At 64.7% G+C, this 25,302-nt stretch carries 21 protein-coding genes; 13 read left to right on the forward strand and 8 right to left on the reverse strand.

Annotated elements, in window-relative coordinates; genetic code table 11:
• Position 1: 1 nt before the first annotated feature.
• The gene (locus tag AWB80_RS17420) at positions 2-3,322 is read left to right on the forward strand and encodes an efflux RND transporter permease subunit (RefSeq protein WP_061175914.1); all 3,321 of its coding nucleotides are present in this window, start codon (positions 2-4) and stop codon (positions 3,320-3,322) included.
• 99 nt (positions 3,323-3,421) lie between these two features.
• Positions 3,422-4,114 (forward strand): SDR family oxidoreductase, encoded by a 693-nt coding sequence (locus AWB80_RS17425; protein ID WP_061175915.1) that lies wholly within the window; start codon positions 3,422-3,424, stop codon positions 4,112-4,114.
• Here AWB80_RS17425 and kdpE read toward each other — a convergent pair.
• Genes kdpE through AWB80_RS17445 form a run of 4 tightly spaced genes read right to left on the reverse strand, consistent with a single transcriptional unit; the run spans position 4,090 to position 7,025 of the window.
• The gene (gene kdpE, locus AWB80_RS17430) at positions 4,090-4,788 is read right to left on the reverse strand and encodes a two-component system response regulator KdpE (RefSeq protein ID WP_061175916.1); all 699 of its coding nucleotides are present in this window, start codon (positions 4,786-4,788) and stop codon (positions 4,090-4,092) included. The genes AWB80_RS17425 and kdpE overlap by 25 nt on opposite strands.
• 45 nt (positions 4,789-4,833) lie before the next feature.
• Positions 4,834-5,808, reverse strand: coding sequence for a quinone oxidoreductase family protein (locus AWB80_RS17435; protein ID WP_061175917.1), 975 nt, complete (start codon positions 5,806-5,808; stop codon positions 4,834-4,836).
• A 24-nt stretch (positions 5,809-5,832) separates the two neighbouring features.
• Positions 5,833-6,219 carry a methylglyoxal synthase gene (locus AWB80_RS17440; protein ID WP_061175918.1) on the reverse strand — a complete coding sequence of 129 codons (387 nt, stop codon included), beginning with the start codon at positions 6,217-6,219 and terminating at the stop codon, positions 5,833-5,835.
• 26 nt (positions 6,220-6,245) lie between these two features.
• The gene (locus AWB80_RS17445) at positions 6,246-7,025 is read right to left on the reverse strand and encodes an SDR family oxidoreductase (RefSeq protein ID WP_061176037.1); all 780 of its coding nucleotides are present in this window, start codon (positions 7,023-7,025) and stop codon (positions 6,246-6,248) included.
• Positions 7,026-7,234: 209 nt separating this feature from the next.
• On the opposite strand from AWB80_RS17445, the gene upp reads away from it, so the two are divergent.
• From upp to rng, 9 genes are all read left to right on the forward strand, one after another.
• The gene (upp, locus tag AWB80_RS17450; RefSeq protein WP_061175919.1) at positions 7,235-7,888 is read left to right on the forward strand and encodes a uracil phosphoribosyltransferase; all 654 of its coding nucleotides are present in this window, start codon (positions 7,235-7,237) and stop codon (positions 7,886-7,888) included.
• Positions 7,889-8,226: 338 nt separating this feature from the next.
• Positions 8,227-8,955 (forward strand): YebC/PmpR family DNA-binding transcriptional regulator, encoded by a 729-nt coding sequence (locus AWB80_RS17455; protein ID WP_061175920.1) that lies wholly within the window; start codon positions 8,227-8,229, stop codon positions 8,953-8,955.
• A gap of 262 nt (positions 8,956-9,217) precedes the next feature.
• Positions 9,218-10,510: a phosphoribosylamine--glycine ligase gene (gene purD, locus AWB80_RS17460; RefSeq protein ID WP_061175921.1), complete on the forward strand. Its 1,293-nt coding sequence runs from the start codon at positions 9,218-9,220 to the stop codon at positions 10,508-10,510.
• A 130-nt stretch (positions 10,511-10,640) separates the two neighbouring features.
• Entirely contained in the window at positions 10,641-11,600 is a 960-nt protein-coding gene (gene hemF, locus AWB80_RS17465) for an oxygen-dependent coproporphyrinogen oxidase (protein ID WP_061175922.1), read from the forward strand.
• Positions 11,591-12,277, forward strand: a complete 687-nt coding sequence (locus tag AWB80_RS17470; protein ID WP_061175923.1) for a nicotinate-nucleotide adenylyltransferase — start codon at positions 11,591-11,593, stop codon at positions 12,275-12,277. Before hemF ends, AWB80_RS17470 begins: the two co-directional genes overlap by 10 nt.
• Before the next feature lie 2 nt (positions 12,278-12,279).
• Entirely contained in the window at positions 12,280-12,732 is a 453-nt protein-coding gene (gene rsfS / locus AWB80_RS17475) for a ribosome silencing factor (protein WP_061175924.1), read from the forward strand.
• A gap of 14 nt (positions 12,733-12,746) precedes the next feature.
• Positions 12,747-13,217, forward strand: a complete 471-nt coding sequence (rlmH, locus tag AWB80_RS17480; RefSeq protein WP_061175925.1) for a 23S rRNA (pseudouridine(1915)-N(3))-methyltransferase RlmH — start codon at positions 12,747-12,749, stop codon at positions 13,215-13,217.
• Positions 13,218-13,271: 54 nt separating this feature from the next.
• Positions 13,272-13,886, forward strand: a complete 615-nt coding sequence (locus tag AWB80_RS17485; protein WP_061176038.1) for a Maf family protein — start codon at positions 13,272-13,274, stop codon at positions 13,884-13,886.
• A 7-nt stretch (positions 13,887-13,893) separates the two neighbouring features.
• Positions 13,894-15,363: a ribonuclease G gene (rng, locus tag AWB80_RS17490; RefSeq protein ID WP_061175926.1), complete on the forward strand. Its 1,470-nt coding sequence runs from the start codon at positions 13,894-13,896 to the stop codon at positions 15,361-15,363.
• Between the two features lie 177 nt (positions 15,364-15,540).
• On the opposite strand, the gene msbA is transcribed toward rng, so the two are convergent.
• Both msbA and AWB80_RS17500 read right to left on the reverse strand, forming a co-directional pair.
• Positions 15,541-17,331, reverse strand: a complete 1,791-nt coding sequence (msbA, locus tag AWB80_RS17495) for a lipid A export permease/ATP-binding protein MsbA (RefSeq protein WP_425266858.1) — start codon at positions 17,329-17,331, stop codon at positions 15,541-15,543.
• 83 nt (positions 17,332-17,414) lie between these two features.
• On the reverse strand, positions 17,415-18,680 hold the full coding sequence (locus AWB80_RS17500) for an O-antigen ligase family protein (RefSeq protein WP_244206556.1): 1,266 nt from the start codon (positions 18,678-18,680) through the stop codon (positions 17,415-17,417).
• A gap of 171 nt (positions 18,681-18,851) precedes the next feature.
• On the opposite strand from AWB80_RS17500, the gene AWB80_RS17505 reads away from it, so the two are divergent.
• Positions 18,852-19,847 carry a glycosyltransferase family 2 protein gene (locus AWB80_RS17505; RefSeq protein ID WP_061175928.1) on the forward strand — a complete coding sequence of 332 codons (996 nt, stop codon included), beginning with the start codon at positions 18,852-18,854 and terminating at the stop codon, positions 19,845-19,847.
• Positions 19,848-19,910: 63 nt separating this feature from the next.
• Positions 19,911-20,672 (forward strand): glycosyltransferase family 2 protein, encoded by a 762-nt coding sequence (locus tag AWB80_RS17510; RefSeq protein WP_061175929.1) that lies wholly within the window; start codon positions 19,911-19,913, stop codon positions 20,670-20,672.
• A 5-nt stretch (positions 20,673-20,677) separates the two neighbouring features.
• Here AWB80_RS17510 and AWB80_RS17515 read toward each other — a convergent pair whose 3' ends face one another.
• Both AWB80_RS17515 and dnaE read right to left on the reverse strand, forming a co-directional pair.
• Positions 20,678-21,742 carry a glycosyltransferase family 4 protein gene (locus AWB80_RS17515; protein ID WP_087131370.1) on the reverse strand — a complete coding sequence of 355 codons (1,065 nt, stop codon included), beginning with the start codon at positions 21,740-21,742 and terminating at the stop codon, positions 20,678-20,680.
• Positions 21,742-25,269, reverse strand: coding sequence for a DNA polymerase III subunit alpha (gene dnaE, locus AWB80_RS17520; RefSeq protein WP_061175930.1), 3,528 nt, complete (start codon positions 25,267-25,269; stop codon positions 21,742-21,744). The genes AWB80_RS17515 and dnaE overlap by 1 nt, the downstream gene beginning before the upstream one ends.
• Positions 25,270-25,302 lie beyond the last annotated feature (33 nt).

Below are 25,302 nucleotides of genomic sequence, written 5' to 3' on the forward strand. Positions count from 1 at the left end.
CATGAATCTGTCGCGCTTTTTCATCGGCCGGCCCGTCGCGACGACTTTGCTCGCGATCGGCATCGCGCTCGCAGGCATGTTCGCGTTCGTGCGGCTGCCCGTCGCGCCGCTGCCGCAAGTCGATTTCCCGACGATCTCCGTGCAGGCGTCGCTGCCCGGCGCCAGCCCCGAGACCGTCGCGACGAGCGTCGCGAGTCCGCTGGAGCGGCATCTGGGCACCATCGCCGATGTGAGCGAAATGACCTCGATGAGCTCGGTCGGCTCGACGCGCATCACGCTGCAATTCGGCCTGAACCGCGACATCGACGGCGCCGCGCGCGACGTGCAGGCCGCGATCAACGCCGCGCGCGCCGACCTGCCCACTTCGCTGCGCCAGAACCCGACCTATCACAAGGTCAACCCCGCCGACGCTCCCATTCTCGTGCTCGCGCTCTCGTCGCCCACGCGCACGGCGGGCTCGCTCTACGATTCCGCCGCGACCGTCCTGCAGCAGACGCTGTCGACCGTGCCGGGTGTCGGCGAAGTCGATGTAAGCGGCTCCGCGAATCCGGCGGTGCGCGTCGAACTGGAACCGGGCGCGCTCTTTCACTACGGCATCGGGCTGGAGGACGTGCGCGCGGCGCTCGCCTCCGCGAATGCGAACAGCCCGAAAGGCGCGATCGAGTTCAAGGGGACGCGGGTTCAGCTCTACACCAACGATCAGGCGAGCAAGGCGTCGCAATACAAGGATCTCGTCGTCGCGTACCGCAACGGCTCGGCGGTGAAGCTTTCGGACGTCGGCGAAGTGGTCGATTCGGTCGAGGATTTGCGCAATCTCGGTCTCATCAACAACAAGCGCGCGGTGCTGGTGATCCTGTACCGTCAGCCGGGCGCGAACATCATCGAAACCATCGACCGCGTGAAGTCGATGCTGCCGCAATTGCAGGCGGCGCTGCCCGCCGACGTGCAGATCACGCCGACCGCCGACCGGTCCACCACCATCCGCGCATCGCTGCACGACACCGAGCTGACGCTCGTGGTTGCGGTCGCGCTCGTCGTGATGGTCGTGTTCCTGTTCCTGCGCAACTGGCGCGCGACCCTGATACCGAGCGTCGCCGTGCCGATCTCGATCATCGGCACCTTCGCGGCGATGTATCTGCTCGGCTTCTCGCTCGACAACCTCTCGCTGATGGCGCTCACCATCGCGACCGGCTTCGTCGTCGACGATGCGATCGTCGTGCTGGAAAACATCACGCGGCATGTGGAAAAAGGCGTGCCGCGCATGCAGGCCGCGATTCTGGGCGCGCGCGAAGTCGGCTTCACGGTGCTGTCGATCAGCCTGTCGCTGGTCGCCGTGTTCCTGCCGATTCTGCTGATGGGCGGCATCGTCGGGCGGCTGTTCCGCGAGTTTGCGCTGACGCTGTCGCTTGCGATCGGCGTGTCGCTGATCGTGTCGCTGACCGTCACGCCGATGATGTGCTCGCGCCTTCTGCAGGAGCCGCACGATCGCAAGGAGGAAGGCCGCGTCGCGCGCTGGCTGGAGCGCCAGTTCGAGCGCATGCAGCGCGGCTACGCGCGCACGCTCGGCTGGGCGCTCGCGCATCCGCGCACGATCCTCACGATCCTCGTCGCGACCATCGTGCTGAACATCGTTCTGTACGTCATCGTGCCGAAGGGATTTTTCCCACAGCAGGATACGGGGCGCATCGTCGGCGGCATTCAGGCGGACCAGAGCACCTCGTTCCAGGCGATGAAGGTCAAGTTCGCGGAAATGATGAAGATCGTCGAGGCCGATCCGGCCGTCGACAGCGTCGCGGGCTTCACGGGCGGGCGCTCCACGAATTCGGGCTTCATGTTCATTTCGCTGAAACCGAAGAGTGTGCGCAAGGTGTCGGCGGATCAGGTGATCAACCGCTTGCGCAAGCCGCTTGCGGATGTCGCCGGCGCGCGCACGTTCCTGCAGGCCGTGCAGGATATTCGCGTGGGCGGGCGGCAGTCGAACGCGCAGTATCAGTTCACGCTGCTGTCGGACACGACCTCCGATCTCTACAAGTGGGGGCCGCTTCTCACCGATGCGCTGCAAAAGCGCCCCGAACTCACCGACGTCAACTCCGACCAGCAGCAAGGCGGGCTGGAAGCGATGGTCACGTTCGACCGCGCGACCGCCGCGCGCCTGGGCATCAAGCCCGCGCAGATCGACAACACGCTGTACGACGCGTTCGGGCAGCGGCAGGTGTCGACCATCTACAACCCGCTGTCGCAGTATCACGTCGTGATGGAGCTTGCGCCGAAATACTGGCAGGACCCGGAGATGCTCAAGCAGCTCTACATCAGCACGTCGGGCGGAACGGCGAGCGGTTCGGCAACGACGCAATCGACGACCACGTCGGCATCGACGGCTTCCACAACGTCGACTTCGACAGCCTCGGCGTCCGCGACCGGCACCGACACGACCGCCGCCCTCGCACTCGCCGCGGTGAAGAACTCCGCGACCAACGCGATCGCCGCGACCGGCAAGAACGGCTCGTCGTCGGGCGCGGCGGTGTCGACGACGAAGGAAACCATGGTTCCGTTGTCGGCCATCGCGAAGTTCGGGCCGGGCAACACGCCGCTGTCGGTGAATCACCAGAGCCAGTTCGTCGCCTCGACGATCTCGTTCAACCTGCCGCCGGGCAAGTCTCTGTCCGACGCCACCGCCGCGATCTACGAGACGATGGCCGAGATCGGCGTGCCGCAGACCATCCACGGCAGTTTTCAGGGCACGGCGCAGGCGTTCCAGCAATCGCTCAACGATCAGCCGCTGTTGATTCTCGCGGCGCTGGCGGCTGTTTATATCGTGCTCGGCATCCTGTACGAGAGCTATATCCATCCGATCACGATTCTCTCGACGCTGCCGTCCGCCGGCATCGGCGCGCTGCTCGCGCTGCTGCTGTTCAAGACGGAGTTCAGCATCATCGCGCTGATTGCGGTGATTTTGCTCATCGGCATCGTGAAGAAGAACGCGATCATGATGGTCGACTTCGCGATCGAGGCGACGCGTCATGGCGCGCAGACGCCGCAGGATGCGATTCGCGAAGCTTGCCTGTTGCGCTTTCGGCCGATCATGATGACCACTGCGGCCGCCTTGCTCGGCGCGCTGCCGCTCGCGTTCGGCACCGGCGAAGGGTCGGAGATGCGGGCGCCGCTGGGGATTGCCATCGTTGGCGGACTGATCGTGAGTCAGATGCTGACGCTTTATACGACGCCGGTTGTTTATCTGTATATGGACCGGTTCCGCATTCGTGCGGAAGCGCGGCGGGCGCGGAGACAGGGCCGCGCGCGCCCCGCGAATGCCGCCGAATAAGCGCGGAAAAATGCTGCGGGCGCAAATGCGTCGCGCAGCACGCTGCGCGGAAATAGCCTACTTTGTCGTGTAACGATCCACGGCGAAGGAGCATCGGCCATGACAACGCTGAAGGTTCTGCTGATCGGCGCACACGGCCGCACGGGTCGATTGATCGCGCAGCGGCTGCACGACGAAGCCATGCCCTTCCGCGCGATGCTGCGCAAATCCGCCCACAAGAGCGAATTCACCGCGATGGGCGCAGAAATCGTGCTCGGCGATCTGACCAACGATTTCTGCCACGCCTTCGACGACATCACGCACGTAATCTACGCCGCCGGATCGGCGCAAACGGAGGGCATCCACGAGCAACGCGCGATCGACCGCGACGCCCTCATGCGTACCGCCGACTACGCAAAGCGCCGGCGCGTGCAGCAACTCGTCGTAATCAGCGCCCTCTCGGCGTTCTATCCGGCGCGCAGCGGATTCGCCCTGCGCCACTATTCACGAATGAAGCGCGAAGCCGACGACTACATCGCGCATCGCGGCGTGCCGTATGCGATTCTCCGGCCCGGACCGTTATCGGACGAAGCGGCGCGCGGCGCAATCGCGCTGGCCGATGAACTCACGGAACACAAGCCCGAGGTCTCACGCGCGGACGTCGCGCGCATCGCGGTGCAATGCGTGACGCTCGGCATCGGCAACCGGATGATCGCGTTCGTCGGCGGCGACGAATCCATCGACAGCGTGCTCGATTCGCTCAGGCTCGAACCCGTGCATACCGCCCGTCACGTCGCGCCGACCAGCCTATAGCCGACACCTGTTTCCGTCACGATATGCTCGGGCTGCGCGGGATCGCGCTCGAGCTTCTGGCGCAGATGCGCCATATAGATGCGCAAGTAATGCGGGCTTTCCACATGCGACGGCCCCCACACGTCGAGCAGCAATTGCCGATGCGTGAGCACACGGCCCGCGTGCCGCACGAGCGTCGACAGCAACCGATATTCGATCGGCGTCAGATGCACGTTCTCGCCGTGTTTCGTGACACGGCGCAACGCGAGATCGACGGTGACATCGCCGAATGTCACGACCGGCGTCTCGGACGCCTGCGCCTGATTGCGCCGCCGCAGATGCGCGCGAATCCGCGCCATCAGTTCGGAGACGCCGAACGGCTTCGTGAGGTAATCGTCGGCGCCTGCATCGAGCGCGGCCACTTTCTCTTCTTCCTGCGTGCGCGCCGACAGCACGATGATCGGCAACTCGGTCCAGCCGCGCAGCTCGCGGATCACGTCGATGCCGTCGGTATCGGGCAGGCCGAGATCGACGATCACGAGATCGGGCTTGCGCGTCGCGGCTTCGACGAGCCCTTGCTGGCCCGTTTCCGCTTCGTGGACCGTCATGCCCTGCGCTTCGAGCGACACGCGCACGAAACGTCGAATCTGCTTCTCGTCCTCGATCAGGACGACGGTGAAGGACGGCTCGTTCATGGTTTTAGTGGTCGTTATGGTGACGAACCGCCCTCAGGCGTTGCATCAGGGCAGGAAAATCGTCGAGCCGGTCGTCTTGCGCGCTTCGAGCTCTTCATGCGCGCGCGCCGCATCGGAAAGCGAATAGCGCTGGCGCACGTTCGTCTTCACCTTGCCCGACGACACGACGTCGAACAGCTCCGCCGCCATCGCATCGAGATCGCCGCGTTTGGCGATGTAGCTGAAGAGCGTCGGCCGCGTGAAGTAGAGCGATCCGCGTCCGGCGAGTTCGGACGAATCGAGCGGCGGCAGCGGCCCCGACGAATTGCCGAAGCTCACGAACAAGCCGAGCGGCGCGAGGCAATCGAGCGACGCGATATAGGTGTCCTTGCCGATCGAATCGTAGACCACGGGCACGCCCGCGCCGTTGGTGATTTCGCGCACGCGCTGGGTGAAGTTCTCGCGCGTGTAGACGATCGGATGATCGCAGCCGTGCGCCTTTGCCAGCTCGGCTTTCTCGTCCGAGCCGACGGTGCCGATCACCGTTGCGCCGAGCGCCTTGGCCCACTGGCACGCGAGCAGGCCGACGCCGCCCGCCGCCGCGTGGATCAAGACCGTATCGCCCGCTTTCACGCGATAGGTCCGGCGCAGCAGATACTGCGCGGTCAGGCCCTGCAGCATGATCGATGCGGCGTCCTCATAGCCGATCGAATCGGGCAACCCGACGACGTATTCCGCCGACATCACCCGCTCCTGCGCATACGCGCCCGGCGGACGCGACGCGTACGCGACGCGATCGCCCGGCTTGAACTGCGTGACGCCCTCGCCCACCGCCGTCACCTCGCCCGCCGCTTCCATGCCGAGGCCGAAGGGCAGCGGCATCGGATAGAGGCCGGTGCGGAAGTACACGTCGATGAAATTGAGCCCCACCGCATGATGCTTCACGCGAATTTCGCCCTTGCCCGGCGCGCCCACGTCCACGTCGACCCACTTCATGACTTCGGGGCCGCCTGCCTTGTCGAATCGGATTGCCTTGGTCATCGCTTCATTGTCTCCATCGGTTCGTCAGGCTCGCGCGAAACGCAGGCGCAAGTCGTCGAGAATCATGCGCGCGGTCGCGATGTTGGTCGCGCACGGCACGTTGTGTACGTCGCAGGCGCGCACGAGCGCGTTGATGTCGGGTTCGTGCGGCTGCGGGGTCATCGGGTCGCGCAGAAAAATCACGATGTCGACGCGCCCTTCCGCCAGTTCCGCGCCGATCTGCAAATCGCCGCCGTGCGGGCCGGAAAGCTTGCGCTCGACCTCCAGTCCGTGCGCCGCCGCGATGCGCCCGCCGGTCGTGCCCGTCGCGACGAGGCTGCATTGCGCGAGCGTATCGACGAACTCGCCCGCGAGCCTGACGATGTCGTCCTTCTTCATGTCGTGCGCGATCAGCGCGACGCGTGTGGTCATGTCGGTGTCCTTGGTCCTTGCCTTGATCAGTAAGTACCGGGGTAAGCGCCGCCGTCGATCAGCAGGTTCTGACCGGTGATATAGCCCGCATGCACGCTGCACAGGAACGCACAGGCCTTCCCGAACTCCTCCGACGTGCCGAAACGTCCGGCGGGCAGACTCTGCGCACGGCGCGCGCGCATGTCCTCGACCGAGATGTTCTGCGCCTTCGCCTGCGCTTCCATGGTCACGGCGATGCGGTCGGTGTCGAAGGTGCCCGGCAGCAGATTGTTGATCGTGACGCCGGTGGACGCGACCTTGCGCGCGACGCCCGCGACAAATCCCGTCAGCCCGGACCGCGCGCCGTTGGACAGGCCGAGCACATCGATCGGCGCCTTCACCGACGAACTCGTGATGTTCACCACGCGCCCGAAGCCGCGCTCGATCATGCCGTCGATGGTCGCCTTGATCAGCTCGATCGGCGTCAGCATGTTGCCTTCCAGCGCCTTGATCCACATGTCGTGCGTGAAGGTGCGGAAGTCGCCCGGCGGCGGCCCGCCCGCGTTGTTGACCAGAATGTCCGGCGCCGGGCACGCGGCGAGCGCGGCGGCGTGGCCCTCGGGCGTCGTGATGTCGCCCGCGACGGTCGTCACGGTCACGCCATATTGCGCGCGAATGTGCGCGGCCGTCGCTTCGAGCGTTTCCGCCGTGCGCGCAGTGATGACCAGATTCACGCCTTCTGCGGCGAGCGCTTCGGCGCAGCCGCGTCCGAGACCCTTGCTCGCCGCGCACACGAGCGCCGTGCGCCCCGCGATTCCCATATCCATCGTCATCCTCCCTCGTCGTTTGTCACAGATCGTGATGTCTTCGCAATTCTAGAAGAATCGGGGCGGCAACGTCGGCGGCCGCTCGGGACGACGCGCGCGATTCTTCTTAGGCGCGGGCGGGCTTTTGGGTAAACTGTCGCCACTGTCCGCTCCCCGAGCGTCAGAAGCAGAACATCACACGAGCAGGACGCGCCGCGCGCGCGAAACCCATGAAACAAGACAGCCGCTTTCCCAATCTCTTCATCACCGATCACCCGCTGATCCAGCACAAGCTCACCCACATGCGCGACAAGGACACGTCCACGCGCACGTTCCGCGAGCTGCTGCGGGAAATCACGCTGCTGATGGGCTACGAAATCACGCGCAATCTGCCGCTCACGACCAAACGCGTGGAAACGCCGCTCGTCGAGATCGACGCGCCCGTGATCGCCGGCAAGAAGCTCGCGATCGTGCCGGTGCTGCGCGCGGGCATCGGCATGTCGGACGGCTTGCTGGATCTGGTGCCGTCGGCGCGGGTCGGGCATATCGGCGTGTATCGGGCGGAGGATCATCGCCCGGTCGAGTATCTCGTGCGCCTGCCGCCCGACCTCGAAGAGCGCGTCTTCATCCTGTGCGATCCGATGGTCGCCACGGGCTATTCGGCGGTGCACGCCGTCGACGTGATGAAGCGCCGCAAGGTGCACGCCGACAACATCGTGTTCGTCGCGCTGGTCGCCGCGCCGGAAGGCGTGAAGGTGTTCCAGGACGCGCATCCGGACGTGAAGCTCTACGTCGCGTCGCTCGATTCGCATCTGAACGACCATGCGTATATCGTTCCGGGCCTCGGCGACGCGGGCGACCGCCTGTTCGGCACGAAAAACTGAGCGTTCGCTGAATTCCCGCCATCGACTCCGACCGCCGCGCTGATGCGCGGCGGTTTGCATTTGGGCGTCGCTTGGTACGATTTCGTCCGGATTCGATGGAAATGCGCCCGATTGGCACCGATTTTCCCGCGCCCGAGCGCGCGCAGCGGTACTGAGCGCGCGCGTCGCCATGCTAAAATTTGAGTCTGTTCCTATTCGCGTTGCGCCGGATCGAACGATCCGCGAGCGAAGCCGGCGGCCATTCTGGACGCGTGCCGGACAGACACATTCAGCAGCACAGCAAGCACGACAGAACACTAGGCGCACGGCACGAAGCCCGCGCGCGATGGAGAAAGGTAATGGCGGGTCATTCGAAATGGGCCAACATCAAGCATAAGAAGGCCGCGGCCGACGCGAAGAAGGGCAAGGTCTGGACGCGCCTCATCAAGGAAATCCAGGTCGCGGCGCGCATGGGCGGCGGCGAGGTCGATTCGAACCCGCGCCTGCGTCTGGCCGTCGACAAGGCGTACGACGCCAACATGCCGAAGGACAACGTCAACCGCGCGATCCAGCGCGGCGTGGGCGGCGTCGATGGCGCGAACTACGAAGAAATCCGCTACGAAGGCTACGGCATCGGCGGCGCGGCGGTCATCGTCGACACAATGACGGACAACCGCACCCGCACCGTCGCGGAAGTGCGCCACGCATTCTCGAAGTTCGGCGGCAACATGGGCACGGACGGCTCGGTGTCGTTCATGTTCGATCACGTCGGCCAGTTCCTGTTCGCGCCCGGCACGCCGGAAGACAAGCTGATGGACGCGGCGCTCGAAGCCGGCGCGGACGACGTCGTGACGAACGAGGACGGCAGCATCGAGGTGATCTGCCAGCCGTTCGATTTTCAGAAGGTGAAGGACGCGCTCGAAGCCGCGGGCTTCAAGGCGGAACTCGCCGAAGTGACGATGAAACCGCAGACCGAAGTCGAGTTCACCGGCGACGACGCAGTCAAAATGCAAAAACTGCTCGACGCGCTCGAAAATCTCGACGACGTGCAGGAAGTCCATACCAACGCCGCGATCAACGAAGACTGAGCTTCGTATCGCAATCAGGCACCGGGGGCGCGGTGAAAAAAGTAACCGCCCCGCCCTCGTGTGGAACGTCTTTCGCTTCGGCTCGTGTGCCGGAGCAGCGCCGCACCATCGATGCGGCGTGGCATCGCCCGAGGAAGGCGCGTGACGCAGCCGATGTCAGCGCGAGCCGCCTTCCCGACGCCATGACCGCCGTCATGCGTTCGGCGCGATGTGCCCATCGCTTTTTCTCAAGCCGCTTTTTGTCAGGATTTCGGGGATTCAAATGAAGTTACTCGTCGTCGGTTCCGGCGGCCGCGAACATGCGCTGGCCTGGAAGCTCGCGCAATCGCCGCGCGTGCAGATCGTCTATGTGGCGCCTGGCAACGGCGGCACCGCGCAGGACGAGCGTCTGCGCAACGTCGACATCACGGACGCGGCGGAACTCGCCGATTTCGTCGAGAAGGAGCATGTCGCGTTCACGCTCGTCGGGCCGGAACAGCCGCTTGCCGCGGGCATCGTCAATCTGTTCCGCTCGCGCGGCCTGAAAATCTTCGGGCCGAGCAAGGAAGCCGCGCAACTCGAAAGCTCGAAGGACTTCGCCAAGGCGTTCATGAAGCGCCACAGCATCCCGACCGCCGAGTACGAAACCTTCTCCGACACCGCCGCCGCGCACGCGTACATCGACGCGAAAGGCGCGCCGATCGTCATCAAGGCGGACGGACTGGCGGCCGGCAAGGGCGTGGTCGTCGCGATGACGCTGGAAGAAGCGCACGCCGCCGTCGATTCCATGCTCGCCGACAACAAGCTCGGCGATGCGGGTGCGCGCGTCGTGATCGAGGAATTCCTCGCGGGCGAGGAAGCCAGTTTCATCGTGATGGTGGACGGCAAGCACGTGCTGCCGCTCGCTTCCAGCCAGGACCACAAGCGCCTGCTCGACGGCGACCGCGGCCCGAACACCGGCGGCATGGGCGCGTATTCGCCCGCGCCGATCGTCACGCCGCAACTGCACGCGCGCGTGATGCGCGAGATCATCCTGCCGACGGTGCGCGGCATGGAAAACGAAGGCATCCGCTTCACCGGCTTCCTGTACGCCGGCCTGATGATCGACGCGAACGGCAATCCGAAGACGCTCGAATTCAACTGCCGCATGGGCGACCCCGAGACGCAGCCGATCATGGCGCGCCTGAAGGGCGACTTCTCGAAAGTCGTGGAAATGGCGATCGACGGCAAGCTCGACAGCATCGAACTCGACTGGGACCGGCGCACGGCGCTCGGCGTCGTGCTCGCCGCGCACAACTATCCGGAGACGCCGCGCAAGGGCGACCGGATCAGCGGCATTCCGGCGGAAACCGAGAATTCGGTCACTTTCCACGCAGGCACGACGCTTACCGACGGAAAACTGTCGACTTCGGGCGGGCGCGTGCTGTGCGTCGTCGGTCTGGCGGATTCCGTGCGCGGCGCGCAATCCGTGGTCTACGATACAGTCAACCAGATTTCGTTCGACGGCATGCAGTATCGCCGGGACATCGGCTATCGGGCGGTGAATCGCAAGCAATCCGTGGACAAGCACGGCTGAAGCTGCATCAGAGTCGCATGAGCACACGCGCTGCCGGACCTCGTGTCCGGCAGCGCGCTTTTGAGAGTTTCGAGACGGAGGGTTTACCCCCGCCCATTTCTGGCCGCCCACGGGGCGCACGCAGCAATCGATGAGTGAACCGAACCGCAGCGCGGAACAACGCAAAGAACACGACGCAGCCCACGATATCGGGGCCGTCCGCGACTATCTGACGGGCCTGCAGACGCGCATCGCCGATGCGCTCGGCGCCTTCGACGGCGCCGCCTTCGCCACCGACGCCTGGACCCGCGAGCCCGGCGCGCATCTGCGCGGCGGCGGCGTGACGCGCATCCTGGAAGGCGGCGGTTTTTTCGAGCGCGGCGGCATCGGCTTTTCGGACGTGCAGGGCGACGCGCTGCCGCCTTCCGCGAGCGCGGCGCGCCCGCAGCTCGCCGGACGCGGCTTCGAGGCGCTGGGCGTATCGCTCGTGATGCATCCGCGCAATCCGCACTGCCCGACCGTGCACATGAACGTGCGCATGCTCACCGCGACGAAAGAAGGCGAAGCGCCGGTCTTCTGGTTCGGCGGCGGCATGGATCTCACGCCGATCTACGGCTACGAGGACGATGCGCGGCATTTCCATCGGGTCTGCCGCGACGCGCTCGATCCGTTCGGTGCGGAGCTGTATCCACGCTTCAAGACGTGGTGCGACGAGTATTTCTATCTGAAGCACCGCAACGAGCAGCGGGGCATCGGCGGCATTTTCTTCGACGATTTCTCCGAGCCCGGCTTCGAGCGCTCGTTCGCGATGATGCGCAGTGTCGGCGATGCGTTCCTGAAAGCGTATCTGCCCGTGATCGAACGCCGCCGCGACATGCCGTATTCGGAGCACGAGCGCGAGTTTCAGGCGTACCGGCGCGGGCGCTACGTCGAATTCAATCTCGTGTTCGACCGCGGCACGCATTTCGGCCTGCAAAGCGGCGGACGCACCGAGTCGATTCTGATGTCGATGCCGCCCGTCGCGAACTGGCGCTACGACTGGACGCCCGAGCCCGGCACGCCGGAAGCGCGCCTGTATGAAGATTTCCTGGTGCGGCGCGAATGGCTGTGAACCAGGCCGCACCTTGCGGGAAGCGCGTCGGAATATTCGGCGGCACCTTCGATCCGATCCACAACGGGCATCTCGCGCTGGCGCGGCGTTTCGTCGACCTGCTGCGACTGACCGATCTCGTGCTGCTGCCCGCCGGTCAGCCGTGGCAGAAGGCGGGCGTATCTGCGCCGGAGCATCGGCTGGCGATGACGCGCGCGGCGGCGGCATCGCTCGAACTCGACGGCGTCCGGATCACCGTCGCCACCGATGAAATCGACCGCAAGGGCGACACCTATACCGTCGATACGCTCGCCCGCTGGCGCGAGCGCGAAGGCGCGGACGCATCGATTTCGCTGCTGATGGGAGCGGATCAGCTCGTCAAGCTCCACTCGTGGCATCAATGGATGCGGCTCTTCGACTACGCGCACATCTGCGTGGAAACGCGCCCGGGCTTCGATGTCTCGACGCTGCCCGCGCCGGTCGCCGCCGAAGTCGGAAAGCGCGCCGCATCGCCCGAAACACTGCAAGCGAGCGCGCACGGGCACGTGCTCATCGACGCGACGCTTCTCATCGACGTATCCGCCACGGCGATCCGCGAGGAAGCGCGCACGATGAAAGACGAGTCCAATGCCCGCGCTCAGGTCCCACCCGCAGTTTGGGACTATATTGTTCAACATCACTTGTACCAGACACGGTAACTATGGAACTTCAGAAGCTTCAACGCGCGATCATCGACGGTCTCGAAGACGTCAAGGCGCAAGACATCAAGGTCTTCAACACAACTCACCTGACGTCGCTGTTCGACCGCGTCGTCGTGGCGAGCGGCACGTCGAACCGGCAGACCAAGGCGCTCGCCAACAGCGTGCGCGAGAAGGTCAAGGAAGCGGGTGGCGACATCATCTCGACGGAAGGCGAAGAGATCGGCGAATGGGTGCTGGTCGATTGCGGCGACGCGGTCGTGCACATCCTGCAACCGGCGCTGCGCCAGTACTACAACCTCGAAGAAGTCTGGGGCGACAAGCCCGTGCGCGTGAAGCTGCAGAAGTCGAACATGTTCGGCGGCGCGAGCGTTACGGCTGACGAAGACGAGGACGAGGAAGACGCCGCGCCCGCAGTCAAACGTGTCGCGCGCAAGACCACGCGCAAGCACTGAAGCCGCTTCGTTCGATGAAGCTGGTCATCCTCGCCGTCGGACACAAGATGCCCGACTGGATCACGAATGGCTTCGACGAATACGCGAAGCGCATGCCGCCCGAACTGCGCATCGAGCTGAAAGAGATCAAGCCCGAGCAGCGCTCGTCGGGACGCAACGCCGAGAGCGTGATGGCGGCTGAGAAGCAGCGCATCGAGGCCGCCTTGCCGAAGAACGCGCGCGTCGTCGCACTCGACGAACGCGGCCGCGACTGGACCACGATGCAACTCGCGAACGCCCTGCCCGGCTGGCAGCAGGATGGGCGCGACGTCGCGTTCGTGATCGGCGGCGCGGACGGACTCGATCCGGCCGTGAAGTCGCGCGCCGAACTGATGCTGCGCATATCGAGCCTCACGTTGCCGCACGGCATGGTGCGCGTGCTGCTCGCCGAACAGCTTTACCGCGCGTGGAGCATCACGCAGAATCATCCCTATCATCGCGCGTGAGGCTTTTTCGATGCTGGATCGAATGCCATGCGCGCATTCGACTCCGACTTCAAGATGCCGACTCATCGTTTCGTTTATCTCGCCTCGCAAAGCCCGCGCCGACAAGAGCTGCTCCGTCAGCTCGGCGTGCAGTACGAACTCCTCCTTCCCCGTCCCGATGAAGACGCCGAAGCGCTCGAAGCCGAGTTGCCAGGCGAAGCCGCCGATGCGTATGTCCTGCGCGTGTGCGCGTTGAAGGCGCACGCGGCGCGCGCGCGGCTCGTCGCGGGCGCTCATGCGAGCGCGCCGATACTCGTCGCCGATACGACCGTGACCATCGACGGACTGATTCTCGGCAAGCCGCAGCACGAAGAAGACGCCATCGCGATGCTCGAACGTCTCGCCGGACGCGAGCACGAAGTGCTGACGGCGCTTGCGGTCGTCGACGCCGAAGGCGCGCTGCTCGAACCCGCGCTCTCGCGCTCGACGGTGCGCTTCGCATCGGCCGATCGTGCTGCGTTGCAGCGCTACGCGGCCTCGGGCGAGCCGCTCGGCAAGGCGGGCGCGTACGGCATACAGGGCCGCGCGGCCGAGTTTATCGAGCGAATCGACGGGTCCTATTCGGGTATCATGGGTTTGCCCCTTTGCGAAACCGCAGCCCTCTTGCGCGTGGCGCGCGTCGAATTCTAAACAGGCCATGAACGAAGAAATCCTGATCAACGTCACACCGCAGGAAAGCCGCGTCGCACTGGTTCAGCAAGGCGCCGTTCAGGAACTTCACGTCGAGCGCACGCTGTCGCGCGGGCGCGTCGGCAATGTGTATCTCGGCAAGGTCGTCCGCGTGCTGCCGGGCATGCAGTCCGCCTTCATCGACATCGGTCTCGAACGCGCCGCGTTTCTTCATGTCGCCGATATCTGGCATCCGCGCATCGCGGGCGAGCCGCATTCGTCGGCGCCGCATGTGCCGATCGAGAAGATCGTGTTCGAAGGTCAATCGCTGATGGTGCAGGTCGTGAAGGACCCGATCGGCACCAAGGGCGCGCGGCTCTCGACGCAGGTAAGCATCGCGGGACGCACGCTGGTTTATCTGCCGCAGGAGCCGCATATCGGCATCTCACAGAAGATCGAGAGCGAAGCCGAGCGCGAGGCCGTGCGCGCGCGTCTGACCGCCGTGTTGCCCGCCGACGAGAAAGGCGGCTATATCGTGCGCACCATCGCCGAGGATTCGACGAGCGAGGAACTCGCGGCGGATGTCGCGTATCTGCGCAAGACGTGGGCGACGATCGTCACGCAGGCGCAGCGCGTGCCGCCCACCACGCTGCTCTATCAGGACCTGAACCTCGCGCAACGCGTGCTGCGCGATTTCGTCAACGACGAAACCACGCGCATACAGGTGGATTCGCGCGAGACGTATCAGATGCTCGCGGACTTCGCGGCGGAGTTCACGCCGGCGGTGGCTTCACGCCTGCATCATTACACCGGCGAGCGGCCGCTCTTCGATCTCTACAACATCGAGGCGGAGATTCAGCGGGCGCTGTCGCGGCGCGTCGATCTCAAGTCGGGCGGTTATCTGATGATCGACCAGACCGAAGCGATGACGACCATCGACGTCAATACGGGCGGTTATGTCGGCGCGCGCAATTTCGACGACACCATCTTCAAGACGAACCTCGAAGCGGCCCATACGATCGCGCGGCAACTGCGCCTGAGGAACCTGGGCGGGATCATCATCATCGATTTCATCGACATGGAGAATGTCGAGCATCGCGATCAGGTGCTGGGGGAACTGAAGAAGGCGTTGTCGAAGGATCGCACGCGCGTGACGGTCAATGGGTTCTCGCAGCTCGGGTTGGTCGAGATGACGAGAAAGCGCACGCGCGAATCGCTTGCGCACGTGCTGTGCGAGGCGTGCCCGACGTGTCAGGGCAAGGGGCAGGTGAAAACACCGCGCACGGTGTGTTATGACGTGCTGCGCGAAATCATGCGCGAGTCGCGGCAGTTCAATCCGCGTGAGTTTCGTGTGGTGGCTTCGCAGGAGGTAATCGATCTCTTTCTGGAGGAAGAGTCACAGCATCTGGCGATGCTGATGGACTTCATCGGGAAGCCGGTTTCGTTGCAGGTGGAGAGTAATTTGAGTCAGGAGCAGTATGACATCGTGTTGATGTGAGGATCGTGGGGGCGGTTTCTCTCGGTTTTCGCCGGATCCCGGCGAAGTCCGAACCATCCATCAGGAAAGCATTCCTTAGCGAACGTGCCTGAATCGAAATAGCGTTGATGTGAACGAGCACAGCGCCCCTCGAAGAACAGCTATCTCACAGTCAATCGGAAGCACGCGGCTGAACGATCACGCCGCCTGCTGCTGATACTGAATCCGATGCAAATGCGCGTACAGGCCGCCCTTGCGCAACAACTCCGCGTGGCTGCCCTGCTCCGCGATCTTCCCCGTCTCCATCACGAGAATGCGGTCCGCGCGTTCGATGGTCGACAGACGATGCGCGATGACGAGCGTCGTGCGCCCTTTCATCAGCGTTTCGAGCGCCGCCTGCACGTGACGCTCCGATTCCGAATCGAGCGCCGACGTTGCTTCGTCGAGAATCAGGATCGGCGCGTCCTTGTAGATCGCGCGTGCGATCGCTAGACGCTGACGCTGGCCGCCCGACAGCCGCATGCCATTGCCGCCGATCAGCGTATCGATGCCTTCCGGCAACGTCGCCACCATATCCGACAGATTCGCCGCCGCGAGCGCCGACATCACGCGCTCGCGGTCCGGCGTCTGCCCGTATGCGACGTTCGCCGCGATCGTGTCGTTGAAGAGCACGACGTCCTGGCTGACCATCGCCAGTTGGCCGCGCAGGTCGTGCAGGTTGTAGTCGGTGAGCGGCACGCCGTCGACGAGCACCTGACCGTCGCGCGGATCGAAGAAGCGCGGCAGCAGATTCACGAGCGTGGTCTTGCCGCTGCCCGACGGCCCCGCGAGCGCGACCATCTCGCCCGGCGCGACCTTGAACGAGACGCGATCGAGTGTTGGCCGGTCGATCGAGCCGTAACTGAAGGTGACATCGCGGAATTCGACCTCACCACGCGCGCGCGGCAGACGCCGCCCGCCGCCTTCGGGCTCCGCGGGCTCGTCGATCAGGCCGAAGATCAGCTCCGCCGCCGTCATGCCGCGCTGCAAGGGCTGGTTGATGTCGATCAGATGCTTGAGCGGCGAGATCACGAGCAGCATCGACGTGACGAACGCGACGAAGCCGCCGACCGTCGTCTGATCGTTCGCCGACTGCACGACCGCGATCGTGATCACGATGGCGAGCGCGATCGACGCGAGAAACTGCGTGAGCGGCTGCGCGAGGCCGCCCGACACCTGCATGCGCATCGCGTAGCCGCGCAGGCGATGGCTCATCTCGGTGAAGCGGCCGGTCTCGTACGGTTCGCCGTTGTGCACCTTCACGACCTTGTAGCCGCCAACCGTCTCCTCGACGATATACGACAGCTCGTTGGTCAGGGTCTGATGCTCGCGGTTCAGGCGCCGCAGCCGCCGGTTGATCTTGCTGACGAGCCAGCCGATGGCGGGAAGAATCACCGCGACGATCAGCGTGAGACGCCAGTTGAGGATGAACAGATAGCCGAGCAGAAACACGACCGTGAGCGAGTCGCGCACGAGCGTGACGATGACACTCTGCAGCACGCTCAGGATCTGATTCACCTCGAAGACGATCGCGTTGATGATCGTGCTCGCGGTTTCGCGCTGGAAGAAGCCCGCGCTCGTGTGGATCATGCGATGGAACATCTCGAGCCGCAGTTGCAGCAGGATCTTGTTCGTCACGTAGGAAAGAAAATAGCCCGATGCGTACTGCGCCGAGCCGCGCACGAGCGCGAGCCCGATGACCGCCGCCGGCACGAGCCACTTCGCGTGATCGCTGCTCTTCGAGCCGAAGCCGTGGTCGAGCAGCGGTTTCAGGAGCATCGGAATGCCCGCCTCGGTCGCGGCGACGATGCCCATCGTCAGCAGGCCGAGCAGCACCATGCCCATGAGCGGCCGGATATACGGCCATAGCCGCCTCATGACGGCCATCGGCGAGCTGCTTTCCACGCCGCCGATCGGTTTGCGCAAACTTGCTTGCTTGTTCAAGAGCATATCTCCACTTCGCCCGGCGCCTGACTGACGTGTCGCGCGGCGTTTGTTGCTGTTGTCATCAGCCGGAACGGCCGTTGCGACGATCAGCCGATCGATGCGCGGCCTTTCTTGCCTTGCGGCGGCCGCGCGTCGTGTGTGATGACCGCGAGCAACACGGCCCAGAGGAGCGCGATGAGCGCGGTGCTCATCACCACCGTGAACACGTCGATGCTCAAACCGAAGATGATAACCGACCCCGACACCGCGATCCCGCAATAAGCGGCCGTAGACACATCGCGGTGGGACGATTTCCGATGGCGCACGAAATACACGAGCGGTCCGAAGTAAACCAGCGCGAGACAGACGACGCCCACCGCGCCGAGTTCAGAGATCGTCGAAAAGAACTCGCTGTGCGCGCGCTGATTGACGATGTAAGCCGGCGCCTCGCCCTGGTTCGCCATATCCCTGAGCGACGCCTCCAGATGCCCCTTACCGACGCCCGTCAGCGGATGCGCCTCGAACAGGTGGATCGACGCGCGCCAGAGCTGCAGCCGCGCACCGATGGAACTGTAGGCGGCCGAGCCTTCCGACAGGTGCACGATGTCCGAGCGCGTCGCCATCACGCGCTCGCGGCCGAGCGGCGATGCGAGCAGGGCCGATATGGCCAGCACCGCGACGATCGACGCCGCAAGCCAGTGGCGGCGCTGCCTGATCCAGCCGAAATTCAGCGAGCAGAGCGCGAGAAAGAGCGGAATCGCGAGCCATCCGCCGCGCGTGCCCGACAGATACGATGCATACACGCCGCCCGCGAGGCCCAGCAGCTTGAGCGCGATGCCGAGGCGCTTCAGGAGCGCGTTGGGATAATCGTCCCAGCGAATCGTCATCACGGAGAGAAAACCGAGCAGGAGCGCGGTGTTGCCGTACGGGATCGGATTCGTGTAGTCGTTGCCGAGGCGATTGAGATCGTTGATCGTCGTGTGGAGGTTGGTGTCCACGGCCCAGGCGCCCGCGCCGATCGCACCGAGCGCGCAGCCCCAGCCGAGCGCCTTCAAGTTGCGGATCGGAACGTTCACGAGCAGCAGAAAAATCGGCAGGCTCAGCGCGAGACGCGACAGGCCGTCGAATTCGCGCGGCAGGTAATAGCCGTCGATGGCCTGCTGCAACGGCAAATACACCATGAAGCACAGCATGCCCACGGTGTACCAGGGATAGGCGGTGACGAGCAGACTGACCTTGAGCCGGAACGGCTTGCTGAATCCGGCGAACAGCGCGACGGCGAGCAACACGAAAAAGCAGTAACCGGTTCCGCCCCGTACGACGAGCGTGGTCGCAGGCGCCAGCAAGACCATGCTGGCGATCAAATAACGCAATAATTTTTCCAAATCGATGAACCTGACATGGGTTAGACCGGCCGGTCCGGTCGCGCGCCCCGAAAACCCGCGATATTATAGCTGTTGCCGCCTGGCACGCTCTTCGCTCACGGAACGCTCGACCCGCGGCCGGGAAGGCGCGCCGGGCAATCCACGCGTTGTGAATCCGAGATGCCAGCGACACATCAAACAGGGCCGGACGCACCGCTCGCCAGCCTGATGCTCATCACATTCAACCAGCACGACACCGTCGCCGACGCCATACGTGGCGCGCTGGCGCAGACCTGGCCGTCGCTCGAAATCCTGATTTCGGACGATGCCTCCGCCGACGACACCTTTGCCGTCGCCGAACGCTGCGTGCGCGATTACCACGGTCCGCACACCGTGCGGCTCTATCGCAACGAGAAGAATCTCGGCATCAGCGCGCACCTGAGCGCGCTCGCGGCGCGCGCGTCGGGCGAGATGCTGTTCATCGCGGCGGGCGACGATATCTCCACGCCGCAGCGCGTCGAGCGCGTGATGCGCGACTGGATCGCGAGCGGCAGGCGCTACGACCTCGTCGCATCCGACCTGCAGGACATCGATTCCGAAGGCCAGGCGCATGGCGTGTTGCGCGTAACCGACCTCGACGACTACCACAGCTTCGAGGCCTGGTCCGCCAACCGGCCGCACGTGGTCGGCGCGGCGCACGCCTGGGCGCGGCGTCTGTTCGAGGAATTCGGGCCGATCGCGCCCGGCATCTACGGCGAAGATCAGATCATGACGTTTCGCGCGATCATGAGCCGGGGCGCTCACACGCTGCACGAACCGCTCGTGCAGTACCGGCGCGGCGGCCTGTCGAGAAAGCGGAAATGGCGCACGCCGAAGGATTTCGTCGCGCGCATCAAGCTCGCGAACATCAACGGCACGGGCGAAACGCGCCAGCTCGTGAGCGATGCCGGGAAAGTCGGCGTCGGCGGGCAGATGCGCGCCCTGCTCGCACGCAAGGCCGCGCGCGAAACCTACGTGAGCGAGGTGTTCGGCGAGGCTCCGCTGGGGCGCAAGATCGCGCTCCTCTTCACATCGAAGGACGTGGACTTCGGCTTTCGCGTCAAGATGTTCGTCTATGCGACGTGTCCGTGGCTGCTCTCGCCATTCTTCTTCGTGAAGTGGCATCTGCGCGGATGAGCGCGCCGCGCGTCCGATCCCGCCGATAGAACAACAACGCATCAGCGCCGCTCGAAAGGCTCCATGAACGCTCCGACCCTTGGCATCGCCCTCATCACCCACAACGCGGCCGCGCGGCTCGCGCAATGCCTGCAGGCCGTGTCCTTCGCCGACGAAATCGTCGTCGTCGACGGCGGCAGCACCGACGCGACCGTGGGCATCGCCGAGACGCATCGCGCGCGCGTGATCGAGGCGCGCGACTGGCCGGGCTTCGGCCCGCAGAAAAACCGCGCACTCGATGCGCTCTCGACCGACTGGGTGCTTTCCATCGATGCCGACGAGATCGTGTCGCCGGAACTGGCGGCTGCGATCCGCGCCGCGATCACCGATCCGCAGGCGGACGTGTACGCGATCGACCGTCTGTCGAGTTTCTGCGGCGTGTGGGTGAAGCACAGCGGCTGGTATCCGGACTGGATTCCGCGCCTGTTCCGCCGCGGCACGGCGCGCTTCTCACCTGATCTGGTGCACGAGCGGCTGGTGCTGTCGACCGGCAAACCCGTCGCGCGCCTGTCCGGCAAGCTGATGCACTACTCCTACGAGGATTTCGAAGCGGTGTTGCGCAAACTGGATGCGTATTCGACGGCGGGCGCGCAGCAACGGTACGCGGCCGGCAAGCGCGGCAGCTTCGGCATCGCGCTCACGCGCGGCGCCTGGGCATTCGTGCGGACCTATGTGCTGCGGCGCGGGTTCCTCGACGGCAAGGCCGGCTTCATGATCGCCGTGTTCAACGCGCAGACGGTCTATTACCGCTTCCTGAAGCTCGCGCATCTGAACGACGTGCGCTGAGCGTCTCAGCGTTTCTGATTGATGTCGCTCGCCAGATCGAGCAACGCGCGAACGTGCGAATCGACGCTCGTGTCATAGCGCACGGCATCGCCCGACACGCGCGGCGCGCCACGCCGCGTCTCGATGGCGTCGAGCACCGTGCGGCGCAGATCGTCGGCGTCGCCCGATCTGAAGACGTGCTTCGCGTGATCGGCGATCGCATCGCAGCAGCCGATGCAGGCCGGAAAGATCACCGGCGTGCCGCACATCACCGACTCGATGCCGACCAGCCCGAACGGCTCGTAGCTCGACGCGAGAATCGTGAAATCCGCCGCGCGATACGCGTCTTCGATGTTCTTCGCATAGCCGACATAGCGCACGTTCGCCGCGGGCTTGTCCGGCGCGCGCCCCGCCACCGCGACGACCACGTTCATCCCGGCGAGCGCCTTCTCGATCAGCGGCAAGCCCTTGCGCACATGACTGCTCGACGGAAACAGCAGCACGGTTTCATCGGGTTTGAAGCCGAACTGCTCACGCAGACGCGCGCGTGCAGCGGCATCGACCGGCGAGAAGCGCGCGCCGTCGACGGGCGGATACAGCACGCGGATTTTCCGGACGTCGACGCCGTACAACGCGCGCAGTTCGTCGCTCATCATGTCCGAGTGCGCGACGATCACCTTCGCGCCAGCGTACTGCCGACGCTCCAGCGCGATCTGGCGCGTGTCCGAGCGCTTCTCGCGCCGCCCGGTTGCGCGCAGAAAGCCGATGTGCGTGCCGCCGCAAATGGCGATTTCCGAACCTTCCACGCGATTGCAGCCGATCAGCACATCGACCTTCGCCTTCTTACGCGCGCGCTTGAGCGCCCACGAGAAATACGCGTCGCGCAGCTTGCCCGGCAGAAACGATACCTTGATGCGATGCGGCTCGATCAACCTGCTTTCGGGCAATGACAGATCGATCTTGCGCGCGAAGAACGCGGGCTTTTGCTTGCCGTCGAAGCCCGCGGCGGCGAGGCCGCGCACGAGGTCCATCGCGTAGCGCTCGAGGCCGCCCGAATGCTTCAACGCATTCGCCGAGATGCCGATGCGCATCAGTAGACGATTTCGATCGCACTGCCCGCGAATTCGCCGCGCAGCGCCGTGATGAGGTCGTCGGTGGGCTTGACGCGCCACGCGTCGCCGAGGCGCACTTCGCCTTCGGCGTGCTCGCTGCGATAGACGATGCTCACATTCAGGCCATTCGGAATCGGCGCGGATTGACGCGAGCGGCCGTTCTCGCGCGCCGGAGCCGGCGGCGGCGCTTCCTGCGCGCCCGCCGCATGCGCTTCGAGCACACGGCGCAGACGCACAGAGTCAGCATTGCCGTTCATCTCGACCTTCACGGACTGCGCGTAGCGGCTGCGCGCGCGTTCGAGGTCCATCGCCGTATCGACGGTGAAGCGGATGCCGCCGGTGAACGCGTCGTTGCGCGCCTGCCCCTGCACGACGAGCAACTCGTCTTCCTTGAAGAGCGCCTTGTTCGCTTCGAACTGTTCGTTGAACACGGTGACTTCGCACTGGCCGCTGCCGTCGTCGAGATTGACGATCAGCATCTTGCCGCGCTGGGTCATCTGCGTGCGCATCGCCGAAATCACGCCGGCAACGAGCTTGTCGCGTCCTTCCTTCAGTTCGCCGATCTTCTGGCGCACGAAGCGGCGCACTTCGCCCTTGTAGGCGTCGAACAGATGCCCGGACAGATAGAAGCCGAGCGCGGTCTTCTCTTCCTGCAGACGCTTCTTGTCCGACCACTCGGCTTCGTCGACGTATTCGTGTTTGGCGAGCGGCGCGTCGCCCATGTCGAAGAGGCCGGCCTGCATCGCGTTGGCGGCGGCCTGATCGGCGGCTTCCATCGCGAGCGGCACCGAGGCCAGCAATTGCGCGCGATTCGCATGCAGCGTGTCGAACGCGCCCGAGCGAATCAGCGCCTCCACCGTGCGGCGATTCACGACACGACGGTCGATGCGTTCGCAGAAGTCGAACAGATCGACGAACGGACCGTCCTCGCGTGCGCGCAGGATTTCCTCGATCGCGTTCTGGCCGCTGCCTTTCACCGCGCCGAGGCCATAGCGAATGATCTTTGAGCGCGTGCCGTCGGCTTGCGCGACCGGCTCGAAACGATACGCCGACTGGTTGATGTCCGGCGGCAGCACCTTCATGCCGTTGCCGATGCAGTCCTCGAACAGGATCTTCACCTTGTCGGTGTCGTCCATGGCGAGCGACATGTTGGCCGCCATGAATTCCGCCGGATGATGCGCCTTCAGCCACGCCGTGTGATACGCGAGCAACGCATACGCCGCCGCGTGCGACTTGTTGAAGCCGTAGCCCGCGAACTTCTCCATCAGGTCGAAGGTCTCGTCCGCCTTCGCGCGCGTGAGGCCGTTCCTGGCCGCGCCTTCCGCGAAGATCTCGCGATGCTCGGCCATTTCCTCGGGCTTCTTCTTGCCCATCGCGCGGCGCAGCAAGTCCGCGCCGCCGAGCGAGTAGCCGCCGATGATCTGCGCCATCTGCATCACCTGCTCCTGATAGACCATGATGCCGTAGGTCTCTTTCAGGACGGGCTCGACGCGCGGGTCCGGATACTCGACGATCTCGCGTCCGTGCTTGCGCGCGCAGAAACTCGGGATCAGATCCATCGGGCCCGGACGATACAGCGCCACCAGCGCGATGATGTCTTCGAAGCGGTCCGGCTGCGCGTCCTTCAGCATGCCCTGCATGCCGCGGCTTTCAAGCTGGAACACGGCGACGGTGTTGGCTTTCTTCAGAATCGAGAACGAGGCCGGATCGTCGAGCGGCACCTGCGCGAGATTCCAGTCCTGCTTCGACGGATCGAGGCGGCGGATATAGCGCTCGGCCCAGTCGAGAATCGTGAGCGTGGTCAGCCCCAGAAAGTCGAACTTCACGAGGCCGACGGCTTCGACATCGTCCTTGTCGTACTGGCTGACGACGCCGCCGTCTTCGCCTTGCGAATAGAGCGGGCAGAAATCCGTGAGCTTGCCCGGCGCGATCAGCACGCCGCCCGCGTGCATGCCGACGTTACGCGTCAGCCCTTCCACGCGTTGCGCGAGTTCGAGCAGCTGATGCACTTCGTCTTCGGCATCGAAGCGCTCCTGCAGCGTCGGCTCTTCCTTCATCGCGTCCGCGATGGTCACGTGCTTGCCCGGCTTGAACGGAATCAGCTTCGCGACGCCGTCCGTGAACATGTAGCCGAGATCGAGCACGCGGCCGATGTCGCGCACCGCGGCCTTCGCGGCCATCGTGCCGAAGGTCGCGATCTGCGAGACCGCGTCCGCGCCGTACTTGCCCTTCACATACTGGATGACGCGATCGCGCCCTTCCTGACAGAAGTCGATGTCGAAGTCGGGCATCGACACGCGTTCCGGATTCAGGAAGCGTTCGAACAGGAGGTTGTAGCGCAGCGGGTCGAGGTCCGTGATGCCGAGCGCGTAAGCGACGAGCGAGCCCGCGCCCGAACCGCGGCCCGGACCGACCGGCACGCCGTTGTTCTTCGCCCACATGATGAAGTCGGCGACGATCAGGAAGTAGCCCGGAAAGCCCATCTTGATGATGGTGCCGCACTCGAAGTCGAGACGCGTGTAGTACGTTTCGCGCTGCGCTGCGCGTTCGGTCTCATCGGGATAGAGCTGCTGCAGGCGAACTTCGAGCCCTTCCTTCGATAACTGGATGAGATAGTCGTCGAGCGACATGCCATCGGGCGTGGGGAAAAGCGGCAGCTTCGGCTTGCCGAGTTCGAGCGTCAGATTGCAGCGCTTCGCAATTTCCACGGTGTTCGCGAGCGCCGACGGAATGTCCGCGAAGAGCGCGCACATCTCGTCCTGCGTGCGGAAATACTGATCCGTCGTGAAGCGCTTCTGACGGCGCGGATTCGCGAGGATATCGCCTTCGGAAATGCACACGCGCGCTTCGTGCGCGGTGTAGTCGTCCGCCGTCATGAACTGCAGCGGATGCGTGGCGACGACGGGCAGCTTCAGTTTCGCCGCGAGCGCCACGGCTTCCTGAATGTAGCCCTGCTCGCCCGGCTGACCCGCGCGCTGCAACTCGATATAGAACGCGTTCGGAAAGAGCCTGGCCCAGCGTTCGGCATTGCGTTGCGCACTGGCCGCGTTGCCCGCCGCCAGCGCCATGCCGATATCGCCCGTCTGCGCGCCCGAAAGCGCGAGCAGGCCTTCGGCCAGACCGCCTTCGAGCCATTCGACCAACACCTCGGCGCGGCCGCGATACTGGTTCGTCAGCCACGCCCGGCTCAGCAGTTCGCACAGGTTGAGATAACCCTGTTTGTCGCGCACGAGCAGGAGCAGGCGCGAAGGCTTGTCGCGATCGTCGGGATTGGTGATCCAGACATCGCAGCCGGCGATGGGTTTCACGCCCTTGCCGCGCGCTTCCTTGTAGAAGCGCACGAGACCGAATGCGTTGCCGAGATCGGTCAGCGCGAGTGCGCCTTGCCCGTCTTTTGCGGCAGCCTTGACGACGTCGTCCAGTCGCACGATGCCGTCGGCGATCGAGAATTCGGAGTGGACGCGGAGATGAACGAAGCGGGGATCTGACATGGCGGTATTGTACATGCGGGCTACCCGCGAAAACGCCGGCGGCGCTCG

This window comes from Caballeronia pedi (assembly GCF_001544915.2).
GTDB lineage: Bacteria > Pseudomonadota > Gammaproteobacteria > Burkholderiales > Burkholderiaceae > Caballeronia > Caballeronia pedi.